Annotated in this window: 20 protein-coding genes and 1 pseudogene; 19 read left to right on the forward strand and 2 right to left on the reverse strand. The window is 73.5% G+C overall.

The window, feature by feature from the left end:
* Window positions 1–32: 32 nt before the first annotated feature.
* Window positions 33–758, reverse strand: coding sequence for a hypothetical protein (locus tag ABTY59_RS15800; protein WP_352019499.1), 726 nt, complete (start codon window positions 756–758; stop codon window positions 33–35).
* Here ABTY59_RS15800 and ABTY59_RS15805 point away from each other — a divergent pair.
* The 4 genes and pseudogenes from ABTY59_RS15805 to ABTY59_RS15820 all read left to right on the forward strand — a co-directional run.
* Entirely contained in the window at window positions 753–1,808 is a 1,056-nt protein-coding gene (locus ABTY59_RS15805) for a hypothetical protein (protein WP_352019500.1), read from the forward strand. The genes ABTY59_RS15800 and ABTY59_RS15805 overlap by 6 nt on opposite strands.
* Before the next feature lie 251 nt (window positions 1,809–2,059).
* Window positions 2,060–3,289 carry an alcohol dehydrogenase catalytic domain-containing protein gene (locus ABTY59_RS15810; RefSeq protein ID WP_352019501.1) on the forward strand — a complete coding sequence of 410 codons (1,230 nt, stop codon included), beginning with the start codon at window positions 2,060–2,062 and terminating at the stop codon, window positions 3,287–3,289.
* A 10-nt stretch (window positions 3,290–3,299) separates the two neighbouring features.
* The gene (locus tag ABTY59_RS15815; protein WP_352019502.1) at window positions 3,300–3,860 is read left to right on the forward strand and encodes a SixA phosphatase family protein; all 561 of its coding nucleotides are present in this window, start codon (window positions 3,300–3,302) and stop codon (window positions 3,858–3,860) included.
* Window positions 3,861–4,129: 269 nt separating this feature from the next.
* Window positions 4,130–4,582: pseudogene (locus ABTY59_RS15820) on the forward strand (SRPBCC family protein); the annotation flags it as partial.
* 294 nt (window positions 4,583–4,876) lie between these two features.
* Here the strand turns inward: ABTY59_RS15820 and ABTY59_RS15825 are convergent.
* A complete protein-coding gene (locus ABTY59_RS15825; RefSeq protein WP_502995371.1) occupies window positions 4,877–6,154 on the reverse strand; it encodes an MFS transporter in 1,278 nt (425 codons plus the stop codon).
* Between the two features lie 110 nt (window positions 6,155–6,264).
* On the opposite strand from ABTY59_RS15825, the gene ABTY59_RS15830 reads away from it, so the two are divergent.
* The 15 genes from ABTY59_RS15830 to ABTY59_RS15900 all read left to right on the forward strand — a co-directional run bounded on the left by ABTY59_RS15830 (window position 6,265) and on the right by ABTY59_RS15900 (window position 22,559).
* The gene (locus ABTY59_RS15830; RefSeq protein WP_352019503.1) at window positions 6,265–7,341 is read left to right on the forward strand and encodes an ABC transporter substrate-binding protein; all 1,077 of its coding nucleotides are present in this window, start codon (window positions 6,265–6,267) and stop codon (window positions 7,339–7,341) included.
* On the forward strand, window positions 7,331–8,476 hold the full coding sequence (locus ABTY59_RS15835) for a FecCD family ABC transporter permease (protein WP_352019504.1): 1,146 nt from the start codon (window positions 7,331–7,333) through the stop codon (window positions 8,474–8,476). The genes ABTY59_RS15830 and ABTY59_RS15835 overlap by 11 nt, the downstream gene beginning before the upstream one ends.
* A complete protein-coding gene (locus tag ABTY59_RS15840; protein WP_352019505.1) occupies window positions 8,473–9,288 on the forward strand; it encodes an ABC transporter ATP-binding protein in 816 nt (271 codons plus the stop codon). The genes ABTY59_RS15835 and ABTY59_RS15840 overlap by 4 nt, the downstream gene beginning before the upstream one ends.
* A 77-nt stretch (window positions 9,289–9,365) precedes the next feature.
* The gene (locus ABTY59_RS15845; RefSeq protein ID WP_352019606.1) at window positions 9,366–10,184 is read left to right on the forward strand and encodes a Rossmann-like domain-containing protein; all 819 of its coding nucleotides are present in this window, start codon (window positions 9,366–9,368) and stop codon (window positions 10,182–10,184) included.
* The gene (locus ABTY59_RS15850) at window positions 10,181–11,224 is read left to right on the forward strand and encodes a GHMP family kinase ATP-binding protein (RefSeq protein ID WP_352019506.1); all 1,044 of its coding nucleotides are present in this window, start codon (window positions 10,181–10,183) and stop codon (window positions 11,222–11,224) included. Before ABTY59_RS15845 ends, ABTY59_RS15850 begins: the two co-directional genes overlap by 4 nt.
* Window positions 11,145–12,170, forward strand: coding sequence for a pyridoxal-phosphate dependent enzyme (locus ABTY59_RS15855; protein WP_352019507.1), 1,026 nt, complete (start codon window positions 11,145–11,147; stop codon window positions 12,168–12,170). The genes ABTY59_RS15850 and ABTY59_RS15855 overlap by 80 nt, the downstream gene beginning before the upstream one ends.
* 584 nt (window positions 12,171–12,754) lie before the next feature.
* Window positions 12,755–14,287, forward strand: a complete 1,533-nt coding sequence (locus ABTY59_RS15860) for a DHA2 family efflux MFS transporter permease subunit (protein ID WP_352019508.1) — start codon at window positions 12,755–12,757, stop codon at window positions 14,285–14,287.
* Window positions 14,288–14,366: 79 nt separating this feature from the next.
* The gene (locus ABTY59_RS15865; protein WP_352019509.1) at window positions 14,367–15,767 is read left to right on the forward strand and encodes a DUF5685 family protein; all 1,401 of its coding nucleotides are present in this window, start codon (window positions 14,367–14,369) and stop codon (window positions 15,765–15,767) included.
* 344 nt (window positions 15,768–16,111) lie between these two features.
* Window positions 16,112–16,489, forward strand: a complete 378-nt coding sequence (locus ABTY59_RS15870) for a hypothetical protein (RefSeq protein ID WP_352019510.1) — start codon at window positions 16,112–16,114, stop codon at window positions 16,487–16,489.
* 68 nt (window positions 16,490–16,557) lie between these two features.
* Window positions 16,558–17,139 carry a carbonic anhydrase gene (locus ABTY59_RS15875; RefSeq protein ID WP_352019511.1) on the forward strand — a complete coding sequence of 194 codons (582 nt, stop codon included), beginning with the start codon at window positions 16,558–16,560 and terminating at the stop codon, window positions 17,137–17,139.
* Between the two features lie 14 nt (window positions 17,140–17,153).
* Window positions 17,154–18,659, forward strand: a complete 1,506-nt coding sequence (locus ABTY59_RS15880; RefSeq protein WP_352019512.1) for a SulP family inorganic anion transporter — start codon at window positions 17,154–17,156, stop codon at window positions 18,657–18,659.
* Window positions 18,660–18,875: 216 nt separating this feature from the next.
* The gene (locus ABTY59_RS15885) at window positions 18,876–19,514 is read left to right on the forward strand and encodes a hypothetical protein (protein WP_352019513.1); all 639 of its coding nucleotides are present in this window, start codon (window positions 18,876–18,878) and stop codon (window positions 19,512–19,514) included.
* Between the two features lie 179 nt (window positions 19,515–19,693).
* Window positions 19,694–19,918: a ferredoxin gene (locus ABTY59_RS15890; RefSeq protein ID WP_352019607.1), complete on the forward strand. Its 225-nt coding sequence runs from the start codon at window positions 19,694–19,696 to the stop codon at window positions 19,916–19,918.
* A gap of 7 nt (window positions 19,919–19,925) precedes the next feature.
* Window positions 19,926–21,299 (forward strand): NAD(P)/FAD-dependent oxidoreductase, encoded by a 1,374-nt coding sequence (locus ABTY59_RS15895; protein ID WP_403534609.1) that lies wholly within the window; start codon window positions 19,926–19,928, stop codon window positions 21,297–21,299.
* A 24-nt stretch (window positions 21,300–21,323) separates the two neighbouring features.
* Window positions 21,324–22,559: a cytochrome P450 gene (locus ABTY59_RS15900; RefSeq protein ID WP_352019515.1), complete on the forward strand. Its 1,236-nt coding sequence runs from the start codon at window positions 21,324–21,326 to the stop codon at window positions 22,557–22,559.
* Window positions 22,560–22,590: the final 31 nt, after the last annotated feature.

The following is a 22,590-nucleotide window of genomic DNA, read 5'->3' on the forward strand; positions in this document are numbered from 1 at the left end:
GGGCCATGACGCACCCGCGGTCAGTGGCCCGTTCAGTCGTCGAACCACACCACGAGTCGCACGTTGTCGTCACCGTGCCGGTCTGCGAGTGCGTTCATGGCGTCCCAGACGGGCTGCCACTCGCCGGTCTCGGTGACGGCATCCCTGCGGCAGATGGTGACGGATCGGTAGAGCGTGTCCCCGACGAGCCACTCGCTTCCTTCGGGCCACTCTCGAACCTCGCCAGGTTCGAGGCCGACAGCCTCGGCGAATGCACCACTCCAGGAGGCCTTGCCCGTCATCCTGAGTCCGCTCGGTGTCGGGCGGTACGCGTGAAGCCGGCTGTCGGGTCTCTCCGCGAGCTCGTCCCAGTCGACGGCCTTCACCTCGGCCCAGGTGATCCACGTGGTGCCGTGAAAGCCGTCCTCCCCGTACCACTCGGTCAGCCGGCCGAACCGCGCACTCACGGCGGCCGAGGCGTCGGCGGGAAAACCCCTGCCTGCGGCCACGGGACGGAAGTTCGCGTAGTTGCGGACCCCGAAGAGACAACCGAACGCGTCGTAATTGCGGACGTCGTTCAGGGAGCTGAGGTCGTGTGCGCTGTACCAGGCCGGCTCCTGCTCGTCCTGCGGCATCCGGTACTCGATGAAGCCGCTGATGTCTGTACCCATGCCCGTCATTCTCCCGACGCCGTCAATCGACTTCGTCCGCGCCGGATCGACGACCTCCTCCCAGCGTGCAGGGGCCCGCCCGGGATGCGGCACGATGGTCCGATGCATGCACAACAGGGAAGCACGGCAGAGGAATCCATCGGGGAGCTCGCCCGGCGACTCGTCGCGGCGGACACCGACGGCTGGACGCCGGAGGGCGTGAGGGCCGTGGCGGCCGAGCTGGGGTGGGCTTGGGACGGCACGCCGGACGCACCGGTGCTGCTCACCGGTCGCTCCTCGGGCGACGCCCGCCTGCGCCCCGTCGGCACGTACGAGGAGCGGTACGTCGACGGCGAGTCGTACGTGGAACTCGCGGTCCCGGTGGCGGATCCCGCGCCGGACGCCGCGGCGCAGGCGGCGGCCTTCCGCGCCGCGATGGAGGAGGTGACCGCCGCGCTGGGCAAGCCGTCCGTCATGGGCTCGCACGGCGACATGGGCCCCTTCTACGTCAGCGGGCCGCTGTGGGGCGCTCCGTTCCTGCGCTGGCGCGGCAGGCCGAACACGCTCGAACTGCGGGCGGGGAAGTCGGGGCCGGAGCTGGTGCTCCAGCCCACCGGCCCCGCGGAGAACTGGTTCTGGCGTCAGGGCAGTGGCGAGGAGCACGCCATCAGCGGCTTCTTCGGCAGCAACCGCGACCAGGCCAACGTCGGCCTCGGCTTCCCGGGTGGGTGGACCGCCCGCAGCTGGGAGACCGTCACCCGGACCCTGAGCGATTTCCTGGGAGCCCTGCCCGCCGAGACCACCGCCCTGGGGGCCCGGATCGCGATGCCGTTCTACGGGCGCAACGGCACGAGTGCGCCTCTTCTCTTCGACGTGGTGTGCGGCGACCGGCTGTCGATCGCCTGCTTCGCACCGGACGACGTCGATCCCGCCGCGCTCGGTTGGGGCACGGTCGCCGAGTTCCCGCACACGGAGCCGGTCTTCGGCGACGATCCGGTGTGGCGTGTGGACGGGGGCGGACCCGGTGAGCCGAAGGGCCGCGCACTCGCCGAGATGCTCGTGGCCACGGCCAGGGCGGCGGGCGCGAGCGACCCCACGGACCTGATCATCGGTGGCGAGGCGGGGTACGTGGACGGCTACCACGTGACCTACTACGGACTGGGCCTGCCGACCGGCTGACCCCCTCGCGCCGACCGGCCCGGCGACGGGGCGCCCACCCGGGCGAGTCGACGTGGTGAGCAGGCCGAGGGACGCAGCGGGGATTGTTTTCGAACGATTCCGGCACGACCTGCTTGAAGGGTCCGCCGGCGGGCAGTCGCGCGGGTACCGGGGGCCGCCGGGAGCACCGACGTGCCCGAGGCGGCGCCCGACCCCGCCACCCGCGGGGCCGACGGCGCTGCGGCGGGGGGCGTACGGACCGAGGAGGCGTGATGAAGGCCGTGACCTGGCAGGGACGCCGCACGATCGAGGTGGCGACCGTTCCGGACGCGCGACTCGTCGATCCCACGGACGCCGTGATCGAAGTGACCACGACGGGCCTGTGCGGATCGGACCTGCACCTGTACGAGGTCCTCGGACCGTTCCTGGACGCGGGGGACATCCTGGGCCACGAGCCGATGGGCGTCGTCGCCGAGGTGGGGCCCGAGGTACGGGAGCTGAAGGCCGGCGACCGGGTCGTCGTGCCGTTCAACGTGTCGTGCGGTACCTGCTTCATGTGCGAACGGGGCCTGCACTCGCAGTGCGAGACGACCCAGGTCCACGAACACGGCACCGGCGCGAGCCTCTTCGGCTACACCAAGCTCTACGGGCAGGTCCCCGGCGGCCAGGCCGAGTACCTGCGCGTCCCCTTCGCCGACACGCTGCCGATCCGTGTGCCGGAAGGGCCGCCGGACGAGCGGTTCGTGTACCTGTCGGACGTCCTGCCGACCGCCTGGCAGGCCGTCGCCTATGCCGACGTCCCGCCCGGCGGAAGCATCGCCGTCCTGGGTCTCGGACCCATCGGCGACATGTGCACCCGCATCGCCGCCCATCGCGGGGCCGGCCAGGTGATCGGCATCGACCTCGTGCCCGAACGGCTCGCCCGCGCCGCCGGCCACGGCGTACAGGTCTACGACCTCTCCCTGTACGGAGACCAGCTCGTCGACGCGGTCCGCGACGCGACCGGAGGCCGAGGCCCGGACGCCGTGATCGACGCCGTCGGGATGGAGGCGCACGGCAGTGCCGGCGTCAGGGCCGCGCAGACCGCGACCGGCCTGCTCCCGGACGCGATGGCCTCCGTGGTGATGAGGAAGGCGGGAGTGGACAGCCTCGGTGCCCTGAAGCTCGCCATCGCACTCGTACGGCGCGGTGGCACCATCTCCCTCTCCGGTGTCTACGGCGGTGCCGCCGATCCGCTGCCGCTGCTCACGATGTTCGACAAGCAGATCCAGCTGCGCATGGGGCAGGCCAACGTCCGCCGGTGGGTCGAGGATCTGCTGCCCCTGCTGATCGACACAGACCCCCTCGGGGTCGAAGGCTTCGCCACCCATCACCTCCCGTTGGAGGACGCTCCGCGTGCGTACGCGGACTTCCAGAAGAAGCGGGACAGCATGGTGAAGGTCCTCTTCCACCCCGATGGAACGGACGACGGAACCCGTCCGCACGTATCAAGGCACTCGTGAGGAGACGGTCATGTCCCCGGATCCCGCTCCCCGGCCGACGGCCCCCGCTCCCGAGCAGGGGACCCAGTGCCGACTGGTGCTCGTGCGGCACGCCAAGGCGGTACGCAAGAGCCGGCCGATCGGCGACTTCGAGCGCCCCCTGAGACGGCGCGGGCGGGCCGACGCGCCCAGGACGGGCCGCTGGCTCGCGGACACCGGCCTCAGGTGCGACCTGGTGCTCTGCTCCCCGGCCATCAGGACGCGGCAGACCTGGCAGCTCGCGGCCCCCGCCCTGAGGGACCCGCCGCCCGTCGTCTACGACGAGCGGATCTATGACGCGGCTCCGGGCGTGCTGGCCGCCGTACTGGCGGAGCGGGAACCGGACATCGGCTGCCTGCTGCTGGTCGGCCACAACCCGGGCGTCCACGAGCTGGCCGCCGGCCTGTGCGGCAGCGGAAGCCCGGACCTGCTGGAGCGGTTGGCGGCAGGGTTCCCGACGTCGGGCGTGGCGGTGGTGGACGTGCCCGGCGGCTGGGAGGAGCTTGTCCCGGGAAGCGGCACCCTGACGGCCTTCTGGTCACCAGCCCACTGACCTCGGACGCATCGGCCGTCGTGGTGGCGCGCCTCCTCACCACGGATGAGGGCTCCGTCCGACGCCCGCGCTCTGCACGGCGAATGGCGCCTCGCGGTGCGGGCAGGCGCCTGGTGTGACGGAAGGCGGCGGACATGGGCCGGACCGCACTCATCGCGGACCAGCGGCCGGGCGACGGTCCGAAAACGAGATTGAGACGAAGTGCGCCGGGTACGCGCTCATCGATCACGATTTGTCCTGTACGACACGAAGGAGGAACGATCGTGAGCATGGTGGAGCAGACCATCGACGTGGACGTGCCCCTGCGGAGTGCCTACAACCAGTGGACCCAGTTCGAGGACTTCCCCCAGTTCATGGAAGGCGTGGAGGAGGTCCGTCAGATCGACGACCGCCACTGTCACTGGCAGACCAAGGTCGCCGGCGTCCGGCGTGAGTTCGACACGGAGATCGTCGACCAGCTGCCGGACGAACGCATCGCCTGGCGCACCGTGGGCGGCGACAGCAAGCAGAAGGGTGTCGTCAGCTTCCAGCGCCTCGACCCGGACCACACCCGCGTCCGGCTCGCCATGGACATGGAACCGGAGGGGATGACGGAGAAGGCCGGCGACGCCCTCGGATTCCTGGACCGCCGGGTCAAGGGCGACCTCAAGCGCTTCAAGGGCTTCATCGAGGAACGCGGCCATGAGACCGGCGAATGGCGCGGCCGCATCCGTCCCTCGGACGGAGCGCGGGAATCGGACATGACGGGCGAGGGCATGACGGGCGAGGGCACGGCCGGCCTGACGGGAACCCGCCCCGCGCCCCAGACCTGGGACCTGCCGCCGGAGCCCGGCGGCCCGGGCATGCGCTGACAGTCGCGCGCCACGTGAGCGCGGGGATCCCGCGGGAGGTACGCGGGGCGGCGACAGGCAGGGCGGGCGCCCGTACCGGGTGACGGGTTCGGGGACGGCCTGGGCTGCGGCGCCGGCCGCCGCCCCGGGCCTTCCCCGCACCGCGCCCGCCCGCCGCCCGCCCCGTCAGTCCGTCGGTGCCGGGGCCGTCCGGGAGAAGTGGCGGGAGCCGGGTGCGAGGGCGGCCGCGGTCGGTACGAGGAAGCAGGCGGCGGCGCACGCGGCCAGAACGGGGGTGACCCCGAACGCGTCGACGGCCGGGGCGATCAGGGCGAGGCCGACCGGCGCCAGGCCGTAGGAGACCAGGAAGTCCAACGAGGAGACGCGGGCCAGCTTGTCCGGGGCGACCTCGCGCTGAGTGGCCGTGAACCACGGCACGTTGAACAGCTCGATCCCGATCCCGGCGACGGCGTACGCGGCGACGACCACGAGCGGGTGCACCGGCAGCGCGAGGCTCAGCGGCGCGACACCGTACGCGGCCAGACCGGCGAAGGCGGCCCAGCCCTGGGAGCGCGGACGCAGGCGGGAGATCAGCAGGGCCCCGCAGAGCGCGCCCACGGTGTACGCGGTCATGGACGCGGCCAGCACCCACTCGGTGCCGTAGCGGTCCCGGCTGATCAGGGGCAGTGCGACGCTGGTGGCGGAGTAGCCGAGGGCGATGACCGCGACGAGGGCGGCGAGCCCGGCGAGGAACCACGGGTGGCGGCGCGCTTCCCGTATGCCCTCCAGGAACTCGGCGCGGAAACCGGGGCGGAATCCGCGCCGAGCGGCGGGCTCGACGTTCGGGTCCGGCGCCGTGCCGGCGCCGTTGCCCGGGACGAGGGCGGCCACCAGCCAGGGCAGCCCGATGCCGAGGAGCAGCGACCGGACGTCGAGGAGGGTCGCGAGGAGGGCGGTCAGGGCGGGTCCGGCGAGCGTGGAACTCCGTACGGCCATGGTCATGGCGGCGTTGGCCTGCCGGCGGTGACCGGGGGAGACGGTCTCGGCGGTGAGGGCCTGGAACGCCGGCCGGCAGGCGCCCTGTCCGGCGCCGGCGAGGGCTGCCGCCGCCGTCATCAGGCCGAGCGAGCGGTCGAGTCCGGCGGCGAGGAAGGGTGCGGCGAGGGCTGCCGCGAGGGCGGACCAGCGCACGACCGCGCGGCGCGAGTGCCGGTCGGCGAGGACGCCTCCGACGGCGACGGCGGCGAGGAAGCCCGCGGTGCGGGCGGCGAGGACGAGTCCGAGACCGGCGGCGCTGAGGTCGTGGTGCAGTACGGCGAGCCCGAGGACGAAGGGCAGGGCCCAGGTGGCGAGGCCGGAGGCGGTGGTGCCCGCCCAGAGGCGCAGGAACATGAGGTCGCGGAGTACGGAACGCGGGCGCGGGTTCCCGGACTTGGCCGCGGTGGGCGTGGGTGTGGTTGCCACGGTGTGGTTGCTCCTTGGAGGCGGGGGAGGGGCCCGGCGAACCCCACCCCAGGGTCGTTAATGAAAATGAATTCCATTACAGTACCCTTCCGACGGGGCACACCTGCCCGGTGCACGACAACACCCACGCCCTCCCGCAGACCGGAGAACCCATGCGCCATCCCGCCCGCCTCGGCATCGCCCTTTCCCTCGCCCTCGCCACCGTGGGCTGCTCCACGGGAGCCGGCGGCGGCTCCACGGCGGCGGGCGGGCCGACCGCCAGGTCCGTCGCCGAGCCGACCACCGTCACCAGCTGCGGCCGCCGGATGTCCCTGGTCTCGCCCCCGAAGAGGGCCGTCACCCTGGACCAGACCTCGACCGAGACGCTGCTCGAACTCGGGCTCCAGGACCGGATGGCCGGAACCGCCAATCTCAAGACGAAGATCCCCGCGCCGTACCGGGCCGCGTACGCCGAGGTCCCGGTCATCGCCCCCGAGATCGCCACCGGCGAGCAACTGCGCGCGGCCACCCCCGACGTCGTCATCGCGGGTTCGGCCGATCTCTACACCCAGGACCGGGCCGGCACGCGCGAGGAGCTGGCCGCCCTCAAGGTCCCCACCTTCGTCAGCGCCGTGGACTGCCCGCAGCAGAACCCGCCCGGCACGACCCCCTTCGAGCTCCTCTTCTCCGACTACGAGAACCTGGGCAGGATCTTCGGCGCCGAGAAGAGGGCCGGTGAGCTCGCCGCCGCCCAGCGCGCGGCGGTCGCCAAGGCCGGGAAGAACGCGGCCGGGGCGCCCCGCGGCACGGACCGGCCGACCGTGGTCTTCCTCTACTCCGCGTTCGGCGGAATGCCCTATGTGGCCGGCGGGACCGGTCTGCCCAGCGAGATGAGCCGCATCGTCGGCGCCGACAACGCCTTCGACGACGTGGACGAGGACTGGCCGGAGGTCTCCTGGGAGGAAGTCGCCGAGCGCGACCCCGACTTCATCGTGATCGGCGACCTGTCCGAGCGCGGCCGGCCCGGCGACAGCGCCGCCGAGAAGCGGGCCACGATGGCGGCGCACCCGGTGATCTCCCGCCTGGCCGCCGTGCGCGACGACAGGATCATCGAGGTGCCGGGCATCGAACTGGACCCGTCGGTCCGCTCCGTGCACGCCCTCGGGCTGCTGGCCGCCGGCATGAAGGACCTCGGGTATGTCCGCTGACCAGCACACCCGGGGGAGGGAGCCGCGACCGCCGCTTCCGGACGGACTCGGGAAGGCGGCGGCACAGGACACCACCCGGGTCCGGCCCGGAGGAACCGCCGGGTCCGGCGGTCCTCCCGGCAGGTCCCCGGCGTCACGGGCGGTCCTCTTCCTGCTCGCCGCGGGAGCACTGCCGGCGTCCGCCGTCGCGGCCGTGCGCATCGGGACGACCGACGTGGGCTGGAGCGGCCTCGCCCGCGCCCTCGGCGCCCATGCCGGCCTGGACGTGCAGCCGTTGCCCCCGCTCCTGGACTCCCTCATCTGGGACCTGCGGCTGCCGCGCGTCCTGCTGGCCGCCCTCGTCGGCGCCTCGCTCGCCGTGTGCGGCGCGGTGCTCCAGGCCGTCACCCGGAACGCGCTCGCCGACCCGTACCTCCTCGGCGTCTCCTCAGGAGCCTCCGCGGGCGCCGTCACCGTGGTCGTCCTCGGCGTGGGCGCGAGCACGCTCGGGGTCACCGGCGGCGCGCTGGCCGGCGCGCTGCTCTCCTTCGCCCTGCTCCTGGCACTGCTGCGGCGGACCGGCCTCGACTCCGTACGCATCGTCCTCACCGGCGTGGTCGTCGGACAGCTCTTCACCGCGCTGACCTCGCTCGTCCTCATGGCCTCCGCGGACGCGGACACCACCCGGGCCGTCACCCACTGGCTGCTCGGCTCGATGGCACCGGCCCGCTGGCACACCGTCGCCGTCTGCGCCGTCGTCACCCCGCTGGGACTGGCGGCGGCCTGGCTCTGCTCCCCGGCCCTCGACGGGTTCGCGTTCGGCGCCGACACCGCCGCGTCCCTCGGGATCGGCGTACGGCCCACGCGGATGCTGCTCCTCGTGGTCACGGCCGCCCTCACCGCGGTCGCGGTGGCCGGCGTCGGCGCGATCGGCTTCGTCGGGCTGATCGTCCCCCACGGAGTACGGTTCCTCGTCGGGCCGCTGCACCGGGTGCTGCTGCCGTACGCGGCGCTCGCCGGCGCGGTGTTCCTGGTGTGGACGGACGCGCTGGCACGGGTCGCCTTCGCACCCCGCGAGGTCCCCGTGGGCGTGATCACCGCCCTGCTCGGCGTCCCGCTCTTCCTCCTGGTCCTGCGCAAGCGGGGTGACCTGTGAGGATCACCGCCGAAGGACTGAGCTGGTCGGTGGCGGGCACGCCGGTCGTACGCGGCGTCAGCGCCGACATCGCGCCGGGCGAGACGGTCGGACTGCTCGGCCCCAACGGCTCGGGCAAGTCGTCGCTGCTGCGCTGCCTGGCCGGTCTGAGGACCCCCGACACGGGCACGGTCCGGTACGACGGCGCGTCCGTACGGGACTGGAGCGCCCGCCGGATCGCCCGCCACGTCGCCTTCGTCGACCAGGACGCGCGCGCGGACAGCGACCTGCGGGTCGACGACGTCGTGGGCCTCGGACGCACCCCGTACCGGGACCGCTGGCGCGGACCGGACGCCACCGACCGGGCGGTCGTCGCCGCGGCCCTCCAGCGGCTCGGACTCACCGCGCTCGCCGACCGGCCCTGGAAGACCCTCTCCGGCGGCGAACGCCAGCGCGCCCACATCGCCCGCGCGTTCGCCCAGCAGCCGTACGGGCTCCTGCTCGACGAACCCACGAACCACCTCGACGTCACCCACCAACTGCACCTCATGGAGCTGCTGTCCGGCACCGACCGGACCGTCCTCGTCGCGCTGCACGACCTGTCGCTGGCTGCCCGGTACTGCGACCGGCTGCTGCTCCTGCACCACGGCTGCCTGATCGCGTCCGGCCCGCCCGCCGCCGTCCTGACGGCCGAACGGCTCGCCGAGGTCTTCGAGGTGGACGCCGCACTCACCACCGACGCCCTGGGACGGCCCCAGGTCACCTACCGGGGGCCGCTCCGCGCCCCGGACCCGGTCCCGGCCACGGCGCCGGCCCCCCGAACCGCCCACTGAACGAGGAACACCCCATGGCCACCCAGCCGACCGACGCCCCGTCCACCCCCTCCACCCCGGCCCTCCCACCCTCCGCCGTGACGACCGTCGACGGCCTCATCGCGGCCGTCCTGGCCGGTGAGCACGGACCGCTCCCCTCCGGACTCGTCGCGACCAGCGTGTTCTGGATCCACCACGGCACACGCCTGGCCGGCGGCGACACCACCTACCTCAACCAGTACGTCCTGGTCCGCCTCGGTGGCTCCTTCGGAGGCTGCGCCTTCGAAGCCGGCGAGATCACCCCGGCGGTCTGCCGCGACTCCTCCGGCGCCCCGCTCGACACCCTGCTGCGCGAGGCCCCGCGGCCCCTGCGGATCGCGGCCCTCGACGCCTACCTCTCCGAGACCCGCCCGCACCGCGTCGCCGCCGCGACCGGCACGGCCGAGGCCGTCACCCTCCCCGCCGGCACCCCGGAGGCCCGTGCGAAGGCCCGCGACGCGGCCATCGCCGGCCTCCTCGACATCGAACGGGGCGCCGAGGTCGGCCTCATCGGAGTCGTCAACCCCCTCGTCGCGGCGATCCGCGAGCGGGGCGGTAAACCGCTGCCGTGCGACTTCAACCTCAAGGCCACCCAGTGGGGCGACCCCGTCACCGACGACATGCACGAGGTGCTCGACCGCGCCGAGGCCGTCGTCGCCACCGGAATGACCCTGAGCAACGGCTCCTTCGACACCGTCCTGGAGCGCTGCCGGTCCCGGGGCGTCCCGCTGATCGTCTACGCCCAGAGCGGCAGCGCCGTCGCGCGCGCCTTCCTCGGCTCCGGTGTGACCGCCATGTCCGCGGAACCGTTCCCCTTCTCCCAGTTCAGCGCCGAGGAGACGACCCTGTACCGCTACCGGACGGCGGGCGGCGCGTGATCCCCGCCGCCCGCCCGACGACACCCCGGGACGGTGGACTCCCCACCGGCACCGGGTACGCCCCCTGCCACCACGGCGAGCTCCTCCAGGGCGTCTTCCTGGACGACGACGGCCGCCGGTGCGCGGGCCTGGTCACCCTCCCCATGGCCGGGCCCGGCAGCACCGCCGGGTTCACCCGCCGGCCCGGCACGGCGCCCGACGCGCTGACCGTCGTCCCCGCCGGCCGTACGAAGGCCGCCCGGGCCGCGGCCCTCGCCGTGGCCGAGTGCGCCCGCCGGACGGGGACGCCACCGTGCGGCGGGGACGTGCGGCTCGCCTGCGACGTACCCGTGGGCCTGGGCATGGGCAGCTCCACCAGCGACGTGATCGCCACCGTGCGCGCGGTCGCGGACTCCTACGGGCTGCGGCTGCCCCGCGACACGACCGCCGGGCTCGCCGTACGGGCGGAACTCGCCTGCGACCCGCTGATGCTGGACGGCCGCCCGGTCCTCTTCGCCCAACGGGAGGGCCGCGTCCTGGAAGTCCTCGGCCCGGCCCTGCCCCCGCTCGTCGTGGTCGGCTGCGCCCTCGGCGGCGGCGCACCGGTGGACACCCTCGCGCTGCCGGTGCGCGACGTGGGCGACGACGACGTACGGGACTTCGAGCGGCTGCGCACGCTGCTCCGCCGGGCGGTGGCCGACGGTGACGTCCGCCGGCTCGGCGAGGTCGCCACGGCCAGCGCCCGGCGCGGCCAACAGGTGCTCCGCCACCCGGAGTTCGACGCGCTGACCGGCATCGCCCGCCGGGCCGGGGCGGTGGGCGTGCAGATCGCGCACAGCGGCGCGGTGGCCGGCGTGCTGTTCGACCCCGTCGCACCGGGCCTGCGGCACCGGGTCCGCAGCTGCCTGCGAGCCCTGGACGCCCACGGCATCCCGGCCACCCGGACCTTCACGACCTTCCCCACGACCAAGGAGCTCCCGAATGGACCAGCACATCGCGGAGTCGATCGGCCGGCCGGACCTGATACGGCTCGACGACCGGCTCGTCTGCCTGCGCTTTGAGACGATGAAGGTGGTCTCCGCCCTCGCGGCGGTACGGCACCTGCTCGACACCGGGGCCGTGCGCCGGGGAGACACCCTCCTGGACAGCTCCAGCGGCATCTACGCCTACGCCCTCGCCCTGGCCTGTCACCGGCACGGCATGCGCTGCCACATCGTCGGCTCGACCACGGTCGACCGCACCCTGGCGATCCAACTCGCCGTGCTCGGCGCCACGCTGGAGCGGATGGAGCCGTGCAGCGACCTCAAGCTCGACCAGAAGCGCCGCGTCGAGCGGATCCACGAGATCCTCGCCGAGCACCCCGAGTACCACTGGATGAGGCAGTACCACGACGACGTCCACTACCTCGGCTACCGCGCGGTCGCCGACCGGATCCGTGAGGCGACCGGCGCGGACGGGCTGACCCTCGTCGGCGGCGTCGGGTCCGGAGCCTCCACCGGAGCGCTCGCCCGCTACCTGCGCGAGACCCCCGGAGGGCGCGCGGCCGACGTCGGACTCGTCGGGGTCCAGCCCTTCGGCAGCGTCACCTTCGGCGCCGAACACGTCGCCGACCCCGAGATCATCATCGCCGGGATCGGCAGCTCGATCCCCTTCGGGAACGTCGCGCACGAGCTGTACGACACCCTGCACTGGGTCTCGTTCGACGCGGCCCTCGCCGGCGGCGTGGACCTCCTGCGCCGGCACGCGGTCTTCGCGGGCCTGTCCAGCGGAGCCGCGTACCTCGCGGCCCGGCACGAACGGGACCGTTCCCCGGACCGTACCGTCCTCTTCGTCGCGGCCGACACCGGCCACCGCTACGTCGACACCGTCTACGCCCGGCACTCCGAAGCCGTACCCCTCACCGACCTGGCCCCGCGTGAGGTCTCCCACCGGAGCCGCCTCGCCCTGCCGTGGTCCCGGATGGACTGGAACCGCGCCCCGGCGACGCCCCGGCCCGGGACATCGTGACGCGCCGGCCCCACCGCCGCGGGAGGTTCAGTCCAGGTCCGTTTCCGGGTAGTAGCCGCGTTGGTACGGCGACAGACAGGAGATGCTCAGCTGGCCGTGACCTCGGCAGATGGGACAGAGCTTCGTGGTGGCGCATTCCCTGCACCGGCTCCTGCGACCGTGCCGGTCGGGCACCCACCCGCGGCCACCGCACCCGGGACACCGGCCGAGGCCGTCGCACTCGTAACAGAGGACGTACCCAGGCGTGAGGGTCTCAGGCGTGCGCACCGGCTCCGGCTCCACCGCTGTTGCCGGCGCCGGCCCCGATTCCGGTTTCGGCTCCGGCACTGGGTCCGTCTCCACCTCCGGTTCCGACATCCGGTCCATCCCACCCTCGTCCCCGTGCCCTCCGCCCTCTCGACGGGAGGAGGGCCCCGTCATCGTAGAACGGCGGCATGATGGAGGCCCGGCCCGTGTGGCCGGGGACGGATCGGAAAATGGCTTGAGTGCGGGCGGGCGGTGCCGACAGGATCGGGAGACACCGATGACTTCTTCCCGGCGCTGCGGTCTGCCCATGCGACCTGCTCCACGCGGAGGACGCTCACATGACGGAAGGCACCATGCTCGCTCCCCACCCGGCACCACCCGCCCTCTCGCCCGACCGCGTCAGCGGCGTGCTGCGGATCCTCGTACTGGCCACGTTCGTCGTACTCCTCAACGAGACGATCATGGTGAACGCGATCCCGCGGCTCATGCGCGAGTTCGAGGTCACCGCGGCGGCCGCGGGGTGGCTGTCCACGGCCTTCATGCTGACCATGGCCGTCGTCATCCCGGTGACCGGCTGGTTCCTCCAGCGCGTGACGACCCGGACCGCCTTCGGCCTGGCGATGGCGCTGTTCCTCGCCGGCACGGCGCTGGCCGCGGCGGCGCCCGCCTTCCCCGTGCTCCTGGTCGCCCGCGTCATCCAGGCAGGCGGCACCGCCGTCATGATGCCGCTGCTCATGACGACGCTGATGACCCTCGTGCCCCCGCAGGACCGCGGCCGTGTCATGGGCAACATCACCCTCGTCATCTCCGTCGCGCCCGCACTCGGGCCGGCGGCCTCCGGCGTGCTCCTGCAACTGGGAACATGGCGCCTGCTGTTCCTGGCGGTACTGCCCATCGCCGGAGCCATGGCGATGGTCGGGCACCGCAGACTCGTCAACATCGGCGAGCCGCAGGCGGGCCCGATCGACTGGCTGTCCGTCCCCCTGGCGGCGGCGGGCTTCGGCGCCCTGGTCTACGGTCTGAGCGGCCTCGGCGCCGGGGACGAAGCCCCGGCGGTCGTGCCTCCGGAGGTCACCACGGCGGTCGGCGCGGTGCTCGTGGGCCTGTTCACCTGGCGACAGCTCGCGCTGCAGCGCTCGTCCACACCGCTGCTCGACCTGCGAGCACTGACGTTCCGTCACTTCTCCGTGGCGCTCGCCCTGATGTGCCTGTCCTTCATGGCGCTCATGGGCGCGTTCATCCTGCTGCCGATCTACCTGCAGGAGGTGTGCCGCCTGTCGTCGCTGCAGACCGGGCTCCTCCTCATCCCCGGCGGCCTGACCATGGGCCTGCTCGGACCACAGGTCGGAAAGCTCTACGACCGGCTCGGCGCACCGCGACTGGTCGTCCCCGGAGCCGCGCTCACGGCGCTCTGCCTCGGCCTGTTCGCCTTCACGGGCGCAGAGACCTCGCCGTGGCTGGTGCTGGCCCTTCACGTGGTCCTGAGCGTCGGCATGGCGTTCGTCTTCACCCCCGTCTTCACCTCCGGCCTGTCGGTTCTTCCGCCGCACCTCTACCCCCACGGCTCCGCCATCCTGGGCTCGCTCCAGCAGGTGGCGGCCGCCGCCGGCACCGCCCTGGTCATCAGCGTCATGTCCGGCCGCGCCGCCACGGCGGCGTCCGGTGGCGCCGAGCCCACGGAGGCCCTGGCCACGGGCATCCGGTGGGGATTCGGGGTCGGCGCCGTGCTCGGAGGGCTGGCGGTGCTGGTCGCGCTGCTGGTCCGCACGCCACCCGTTCCGGAACCGCTCGCCGCGCCGGACGTCAAGGACCCGGACGTGCAGGACGGGGACGGCACCACGACCAACAAGACGGCCCCCACGCCGACCTAGTGCTGTCCGGCGTCCGTATGGACGCCCTCGGAAGGGTCCCCTCTAGGATGGCGCAAACTGTTCTACGGGGGGATCTTCGGTGTTCGGAATCATCAGGCCGTGCCGTCATCGGCTGGGCGAGGGCTTGCGCACCGAGTGGATGGCGCACCTGTGCGGGCTGTGCCTCACGCTGCGCGGAGAGTACGGGCAGTTCGCGAGGGTGGCCACCAACTACGACGGCCTGATCGTCTCGGTACTGACCGAAGCGCAGTCGGAGCGGAGCGGGGACTGGCGCCGAGGTGCCGGTCCGTGCCCGCTGCGCGGGATGCGGTCGGCGGACGTGGCGCAGGGCGAGGGCGCGCGGCTGGCGGCGACGGTGTCGCTGGTGCTCGCCGCCGCGAAGATACGTGACCATGTGGCCGACCGCGACGGCCTGTTGGCGCGCCGCCCGGTGGCGCTGGCCGCACGCCGGATCGCCCACGGCTGGGACCGCGCGGGCGCCGCGGGCGGCGAACGGCTCGGCTTCGACACCTCGGTGCTCCTGGAGGCGGTCGAGCGCCAGCCGGAGATCGAGCGCTCGACCGTGCGGGGCGGCTCGCTGCTGACGGTCACGGAGCCCACGGAGACGGCGACCGCCGCCGCCTTCGCGTACACCGCCGTACTCACGGACCGCCCGGAGAACGCGGAACCGCTCGCGGAGGCCGGGCGCCTGTTCGGCCGCCTCGCGCATCTGCTGGACGCGGTGGAGGACCTGGAGGCGGACGAGGCGTCGGGCGCGTGGAACCCGATCGCGGCGACCGGCGCCGACCGCGCCGAGGTGCGCAGGCTCTGCGACGACGCCGTGCACGGGATCCGGCTCTCCCTGTCCGATGCCTCCTTCGTCGACGGCCGGCTCGTCCGGGCCCTGCTGGGCGGAGAGCTGGAGCGCGCGGTCGACCGGGCCTTCGACCCGCGGCATCGGCAGCATCGGCACACCCGCCCGGCGCGCGGACTGCGCATGCTGCCCTGGCTGGGCCGCCGGACCGCGACGGAAGGCCCCTCGGAGACCGGGACGGGCGCGGCGTGCGGCGTCGGCGCGCTCACCGGTGCGGCGCCGCAGGGTGCGCCCACGGCATCGGGCCGGCCGCCGGAGGGGGAGTGCCGGAGGTGTCGCGAGTACCGCCGCCTCTGTGGCGATTGCCGGCTCTGCTACAACTGCTGCCGCTGCGACGACGACGCGGACTCGGGCGACGGCGAGCCCTGGGAGTTCGGCGACGGCAACCGCGGCGGCGGCTCGAACCGGGACGCTTCCGGCGGAGACGGTTCCGGGCGCGGTGACGGCTGGTTCGGCGGACACGGCGGCGGCAACGCGGGAGGCGGGTCCGGCGGCTCTGGTGGTTCGGGCGGTTCGGGCGGAGGCAACTGGCCCAGCGGCTCCGGTGGTTCCGGCGGCGGCTCGGGCGACGGCTGCGGCGGAGGCTGCTGCAACCCGTGCAAGTGCTGCTGCGACTGCTGTGACTGACCGGGGCACCGACTGACTCACTGACTGACCGACTGCTTGATCCAGAGCCCCTCGCGGGGCAGCGGCCCACCAGGTTCCCCTGGTGGGCCGACGTCGTTCACGGGGCGCTCCGCCGGGGGCGACGAGAACGTGTGGAGCGAGCGAACCTGACGTACTCCGAAGCCGCGCAACCGCCCGGATGCCGCCGTTCGCGTCAACATCAGGCTGATTCCCTTCGAAAACCCTCGTACAGCAGGGGTGTTGAGGGGAGCTGTTCACTTGGGCGCCTTACTCTTCCTTGACTCGCCCTTGGGATTGCTTTGGTGAAGCCCGATGAGGATCCGACCGGAGGGAGGAACGCCGAGATGCCATCCGCCCGTGTGTCCGCGGCGCTGCGCGCGGGCCTCCTCCTCGTCCTCGTGTGCGTCTGCGCCGGTCTTCAACTGGCCCCCGTCGGCGCCACGAAGAACGCCGCTCGGCCCTGCGCCCCCCACGTCGCGCCGCCCGCGGCGTACGAATCCGGGCACGCGGGAGGCGGAGAGGCCGACACCGTCGAGGCCTCCGTCCTGCACCGGGACCGGCGCCGACCCACCACCGCGCCCACGCCCGGCGCCGCCCGACAGCCGGTCACCCACGCCGTTCCGCTCGCGGACCGTCCGGCCGACCGCCCCGGCGGCACGGACACCCGGCCGAGACCGCTCCGCTCCCACGACTCCTCCGCCCTGCAGGTGTTCCGCTGCTGACAGACCGTGCCGATCCGCGCCGACCTGTCAGCCCGACGCGCCCCACTGCGCGCCAGGAGGAACCCTTCATGCAGACCCTCATCGACCACGCCCGCCGATTCGGACGGCGCCCCGAGGAGTTCGCCGCGCTCGCCGCCGGCCAGTCCCCGGACGTCCTGTTCATCACCTGCTCCGACTCCCGGGTCGTACCCGCCCTCATCACCGGCTCCCGGCCCGGTCAGCTCTTCGAACTGCGCACGGCGGGCGGCATCGTGCCGCCGTACGCCACGGGCAACCCCAGCGGGGAGGCCGCCACCGTCGAGTACGCCGTCGAGGTCCTCGGGGTCGAGGACGTCGTCGTCTGCGGCCACTCCCACTGCGGCGCGGTGGGCTCCCTCGTCCGCGGCGACGACCTGAGCGCCGTCCCCGCCGTCCGGGACTGGCTCGCCCACGCCGCGCCCGACGGCGCACCGGGCCGCGCCGACGACCCGGCCGTCGCCGAGGCCGTCCACGGCCACGTCCTCGCCCAACTGCTCCGCCTGCGCTCCTACCCGTGCGTGGACCGCCGACTGGCGGACGACCGGATCCGGCTGCACGGCTGGTACTACGAGGTGCACACCGGTGCCGTGCGGGCGTACCGCTCCGAGGCCGACTCCTTCGAGGCACTGTGATGAGGAACGTCCGGATGCCTCGCTCCCTTCCCTCGTTGCGGCAGGACTTCACCGCCTCGCTCGTCGTCTTCCTCGTCGCCCTGCCGCTCTGCATCGGCGTCGCCGTCGCCTCGGGCGTCCCCGCCGAGCTGGGTCTCATCACCGGCATCGTCGGTGGCCTCGTCACCGGCCTGATGCGGGGCAGCAGCCTCCAGGTGTCCGGTCCGGCCGCCGGCCTCACCGTCCTCGTCCTCGAAGCGGTACGCGCCTTCGGCCTCGCCGCGCTCGGCGTCATCGTGCTGATGGCCGGCCTGCTGCAGATCGCCATGGGCCTGCTCCGGTGGGGCCGCTGGTTCCGCGCCATCTCCCTCTCCGTCGTCGAGGGCATGCTCGCGGGCATCGGCCTGGTGATCATCGCCGGGCAGCTCTACGCCGCGGCGGGCACGCCCGCCCCCGACTCCGGTCTCGACAAGCTCACCGGCCTGCCGGGCGCCCTGGTGGAGGCAGCGGGCAGTCGCACCGCCCTCGTGTCGCTCGCCGTCGCCGCCGGCACGGTCCTCCTCATCGTCGGCTGGCGACGGGTCCCGGGCCGGGCCCGGGCGGTGCCCGGCGCCCTGGTGGCGGTCCTGCTGGCCGCCCTCGCGACCGCCGTCCTCGACCTTCCGGTGGCGACCGTGCGGGTCAGCGGCGTACTGGAGGCCGTCCAGCCGCCGGGTCCCGAGGCCCTCTCCTCCCTCGGCGACCCGGCCCTCCTCGGCACCGTCCTCGCCTTCGCCCTGATCGCCTCCGCCGAATCGCTCTTCAGCGCGGCGGCGGTCGACCGGCTCCACTCGGGACCGCGCACGGACTACGACAAGGAGCTCGTCGCACAGGGCGCGGGCAACACGCTGTGCGGTCTGCTCGGTGCCCTGCCGCTCACCGCCGTCATCGTGCGGAGCTCGGCCAACGTGGAGGCCGGCGCCCGGACGAAGGCGTCCCGCGTCCTGCACGGCGTCTGGCTGCTGCTCTTCGTCGCCCTGCTGCCCGCCGTCCTCGCGTACATCCCGCTGGCCGCGCTCGCCGGGATCCTCGTGCACGCCGGCTGGAAGCTCATCCCGTTCAAGGGCGTCCTGACGCTGTGGCGACGCCACCGGGGCGAAGCCCTCGTCCTCGTGGCGACGGCGGCGGCGATCGTCGCGGTCGGCATGTTCGAAGGCGTCCTGATCGGTCTGGTCCTGTCCGTCGGGAAGGCCGCGTGGGAGGCCTCGCAGCTGCGGATCGAGCAGAGCGACGACGGCCGCGGCGTGGTCCGCGTACGGCTCCACGGCACGGTCACCTTCCTCCGGCTGCCCCAGATACTCGACAGTCTGGAAGCCCTGCCGGGCGACCGCCGGGTGGTCCTGGACCTCACCGGCGTCCACCACCTCGACCACGCCTGCCGTGCCGCGCTGGAAGCGTGGGCCGAACGGCACGGCGGCGCCGACGCCGAGGCGGTCCGGGCCGCCACGGCCGCCGACCGCCGCGAGCGCGCGACCGCGGGCCCGGCGAGCGGTCCGGGCTGACGCCGGACGACCGACGGGGGCGCCGCCCGCGGCGTCGCCCCCGTCGGCGTACACCCGTCACCGCGGCCGGTCCTCGACGACGTCGGGGACGGCACGCCCGTCCCCGCCATGCCCTGGATGGCGCACCCGGCTCTCCCGGCCGGGTGACCTGAGTGGCGCGCGTCCCGCGACCACGCATGTCTGGACGGAGGGGGTGCCGGCGGGAAGCGGGAGAGCATGAAGAGGAAACACAAGCGCCTCGCGACGCCCTGGGCCGCGGGAGTGGCCGGAGTGGTGTTCGCGGTGCTGACGGCCACGGCGATCGTCCTGGTGCGCGTCGCCCTGCCCGGCGGCGTCGACGGGGACGACTCCGCCCTGGAACCAGGGCAGCGGAGTGCCGTACGGACGGCGCTGGAACTGATCCCGTTCGCCGGGATCGCGTTCCTCTGGTTCATGGGCGCCCTGCGCGAACAGGGAGGCGAGCGCGAGGAGAGGTTCGTCTCCACCGTGTTCCTGGGCAGCGGTCTGGTCTTCGTCGCCACGCTGTTCGCCGCCGCCGCGGCGGCCTGGAGCGTGCTCGACGAGGGCGGGCAGGGCTCTCCCTTCGGCCGCGACGTCGCGTACGCCCTGCTGACCACCTACGCCATGCGCATGGCCGCGGTGTTCGTCATCACGACCTCGACCATCGGCCACCGGCTCGGCGTCCTCCCCCGCCCGCTCGCCGTCGTCGGCTACCTCGCGGGCCTGACGCTGCTCGTGGTGGGAGCGAGCGTGCCCTGGTCGGAGCTGGTCTTCCCGGCCTGGGTGCTGGTGCTCAGTACGAACATCCTGTGGGGCCGGAACACCTCCGCGTCCAGACCCACAGCACCGGCCTGACCGGGGCGCCCCGCTCACCCCGTGGCCCCGCCGCCCCGTACTGACCGGGCCGTCCCGCTCACCCCGCCGGAACCGCCCCGCTCACCCGATCGGTCCGCTCCCCGTCGCTGTGGCCCTCCCGGACCACGAGAGTGGGCGCGGGGGGCCCGAACCGGCCCGTGGAGAGGACCGATCCCGTGGTGTCCATCGCCGTCGACCTGAACCGCTGCCAGGGGTACGCCCAGTGCGCCTTCCTCGCTCCCGAGATCTTCACCATGCACGGCGACGAGGCGCTGCTGTACGACCCCGACGCCGACGAGGCACTGCGCGAGAAGCTGGCCCAGGCCGCCGCGGCCTGCCCCGTGCAGGCCATCCTCGTCGACGCCGTGGACGAGCCGGCCGAGGCGGTGCCCGGTGCTCGGTGACGGAGCCTTGGAGCAGCTCAAACGCGAAGGCCGGATCGTCGTCGTCGGCGCCTCGCTGGCCGGCCTGCGGGCCGCCGAGACCCTGCGCGCCAAGGGCTTCGCCGGGACGCTGACCATGATCGGCGACGAGCCCTGCGCACCGTACGACCGGCCCCCGCTGTCCAAGGGGGTGCTGCTGGGCAGGGCGAGCGCCGACCGCACCGCCCTGCCCCGGCTCCGATCCGTCGACGCGACCTGGCGGCTCGGCGTCCCCGCCACCGGCCTGGACATGGCCACGAGGACGGTGCGGCTGGCCGACGGCGACGAAGTGCCGTACGACCGGCTGCTGATCGCCACCGGTGTCAGGGCGCGCCCCTGGCCGCACGAGGAGCAGGCGGAACTCGACGGCGTCTTCGTGCTGCGGACCCGCGCCGACGGCGCCGCGCTCGCCCGGCGACTCGACGAGGGACCCCGCCGCGTCCTCGTCATCGGGGGAGGGTTCGCCGGCTCGGAGGTCGCCTCCGCCTGCCGCGAACGCGGCCTCCCCGTCACCGTCGCCGAACGCGGCGCCGCACCCCTCGTCGGCGCTCTCGGCGGGGTGGTCGCCGCGGTGGCAGCCGGCCTCCACCGCGAGCACGGGGTGGACCTGCGGTGCGGCGTCATGGTGACCGCCCTGGAGGGCGACGCCTCGGGCCGCGTGCGCGCCGCGCACCTCTCGGACGGCTCCACCGTGGAGACCGACGTGGTGGTCGTCTCGCTCGGCGCCCTCCGCAACACCGAATGGCTGTACGGCTCCGGGCTCGGCGCCGGGCCCCGCGGCATCGCCTGCGACGCCGGCTGCCGGGCCTTCGACATCCGCGGGATCGTCACCGACGACATCTACGCGGCGGGCGACGTCGCCCGCTGCCCCCATCCCCTTTTCGGGTACCAGTTCCTGTCACTGGAGCACTGGGGCAACGCCGTCGCCCAGGCGGGGATCGCGGCGCACAACATGCTCAGCGAGAGCATCGACCGACTGCCGCACATGGACGTGCCGGCCTTCTGGTCCTCCCAGTTCGGCGTCAACATCAAGTCGGTCGGGGTGCCCTCGCTGGGGACGGAGATCGTGATCGCGCAGGGCTCGCTGGACAGCCGCCGGTTCGTCGGCGTCTACGGATACCAGGGGCGCGTCATCGGAGCCGTGTCCTTCGACCACGGCCGGTGGCTGCCGTTCTACCAGGAACTCATCGAGCGCACCGCGCCGTTCCCGCCGTCGTTCCCCACGGTCGACCGGCACGCGGACGGACAGCGTCCGCTGGACGCGGACTTCCCCGACCCCTCCGTCCCGAGCCACGGCCCCACCGTGACCCTCAGCGGATACTCGCCGGCCGACCGCCGGATGACGTTCACCCCCGCGCACTGACCCGCACGGCCACGAGGACCTGCCATGACGCACACCCTGCTGCACCAGATCCTGGACTACGCCAACCGGGCCGACCCGTACCCGATCTACGAGGAGCTGCGGAAGTCACCCGTCCACCACGACACCGACGGGCCGTACGTGATCAGCACGTACTACGAGATCCGCAGCCTCCTGCACGATCCCCGGATCAGCTCCGACCCCCGCAACCAGACGGCCGGGGGTGCCGATCCGCTGGCGGAGTCCTCCTCCGAGGAGAGCGCCCTGCCGCCGAGCTTCCTCCGGCTCGACCCGCCGGAACACGACCGGCTGCGCCGCATGACGAACCGGCACTTCGGCCCGCCGCACTCGCCGCGCCGGGTCGACGCCATGCGCCCGGAACTCCGGGACATCGTCACCGGCCTGATCGACGGCATCGCCGACCCGGGCGGCATCGACCTGGTGGAGGAGGTCTCCTACCCGTTCCCCGTGACGGTGATCTGCCGGCTGCTCGGTGTGCCGCGTGAGGACGAGGCACGCTTCCACACCTGGGCCGACACGCTCGCCGCCAGCCTGGACCCGGATCCGGACGCCGATCCCGCCGAGCGCGGCAAGGGCGCGCACGAGGCGCGGATGGAGCTGGGCATGTACCTGGCCGGCCTGATCGAGGAGCGCCGGAAGAACCCCGGCGACGACATGCTCTCCCAGCTGGCGACGGCCAAGGGCGAGGACGGTCCCATGACCACCATGGAACTGCTCAGCACGGCGGCCCTGCTCCTGATCGCGGGACACGAGACGACCGTCAACCTCATCACCAACGGCATGCTGACCCTGCTGCGCAATCCCGACGTCCTCCAGCGCCTGCGGGCCGAACCCCGCCTGGCCGTGCCCATCGTCGAGGAACTGCTCCGCTTCGAGCCGCCGGTGCAGCTGCTGCCCGGGCGCACCACGCTCGCCGACGTCGAGGTCCGCGGCGTCACCATCCCCAAGGGCTCCACCCTCTGGCTGATCCTGGCGTCGGGCAACCGCGACCCCCAGCGCTTCGAGAACCCGGACCGCTTCGACCCGGACCGCCCCGACATCCAGCACCTCGGCCTGGGCAGCGGCGTCCACAGCTGCTTCGGCGCACCGCTCGCCCGCCTGGAGGCCCAACTGGCCCTGTCCGAGCTGGCCCGGAGACTGGAGAACCCCCGCCTGCTGGACGACCCGCCCCCGTACCGCCAGAACGCCGTACTGCGAGGCCCGCGCCACCTGCGGATCGCCTGCGACGGGATCCGTCCCTAGTACGGAACGGGTGCGGGGACACCGACAGCCG

The sequence above is a fragment of the Streptomyces sp. NPDC096079 genome (assembly GCF_040303145.1).
Taxonomy (GTDB): Bacteria; Actinomycetota; Actinomycetes; order Streptomycetales; family Streptomycetaceae; genus Streptomyces.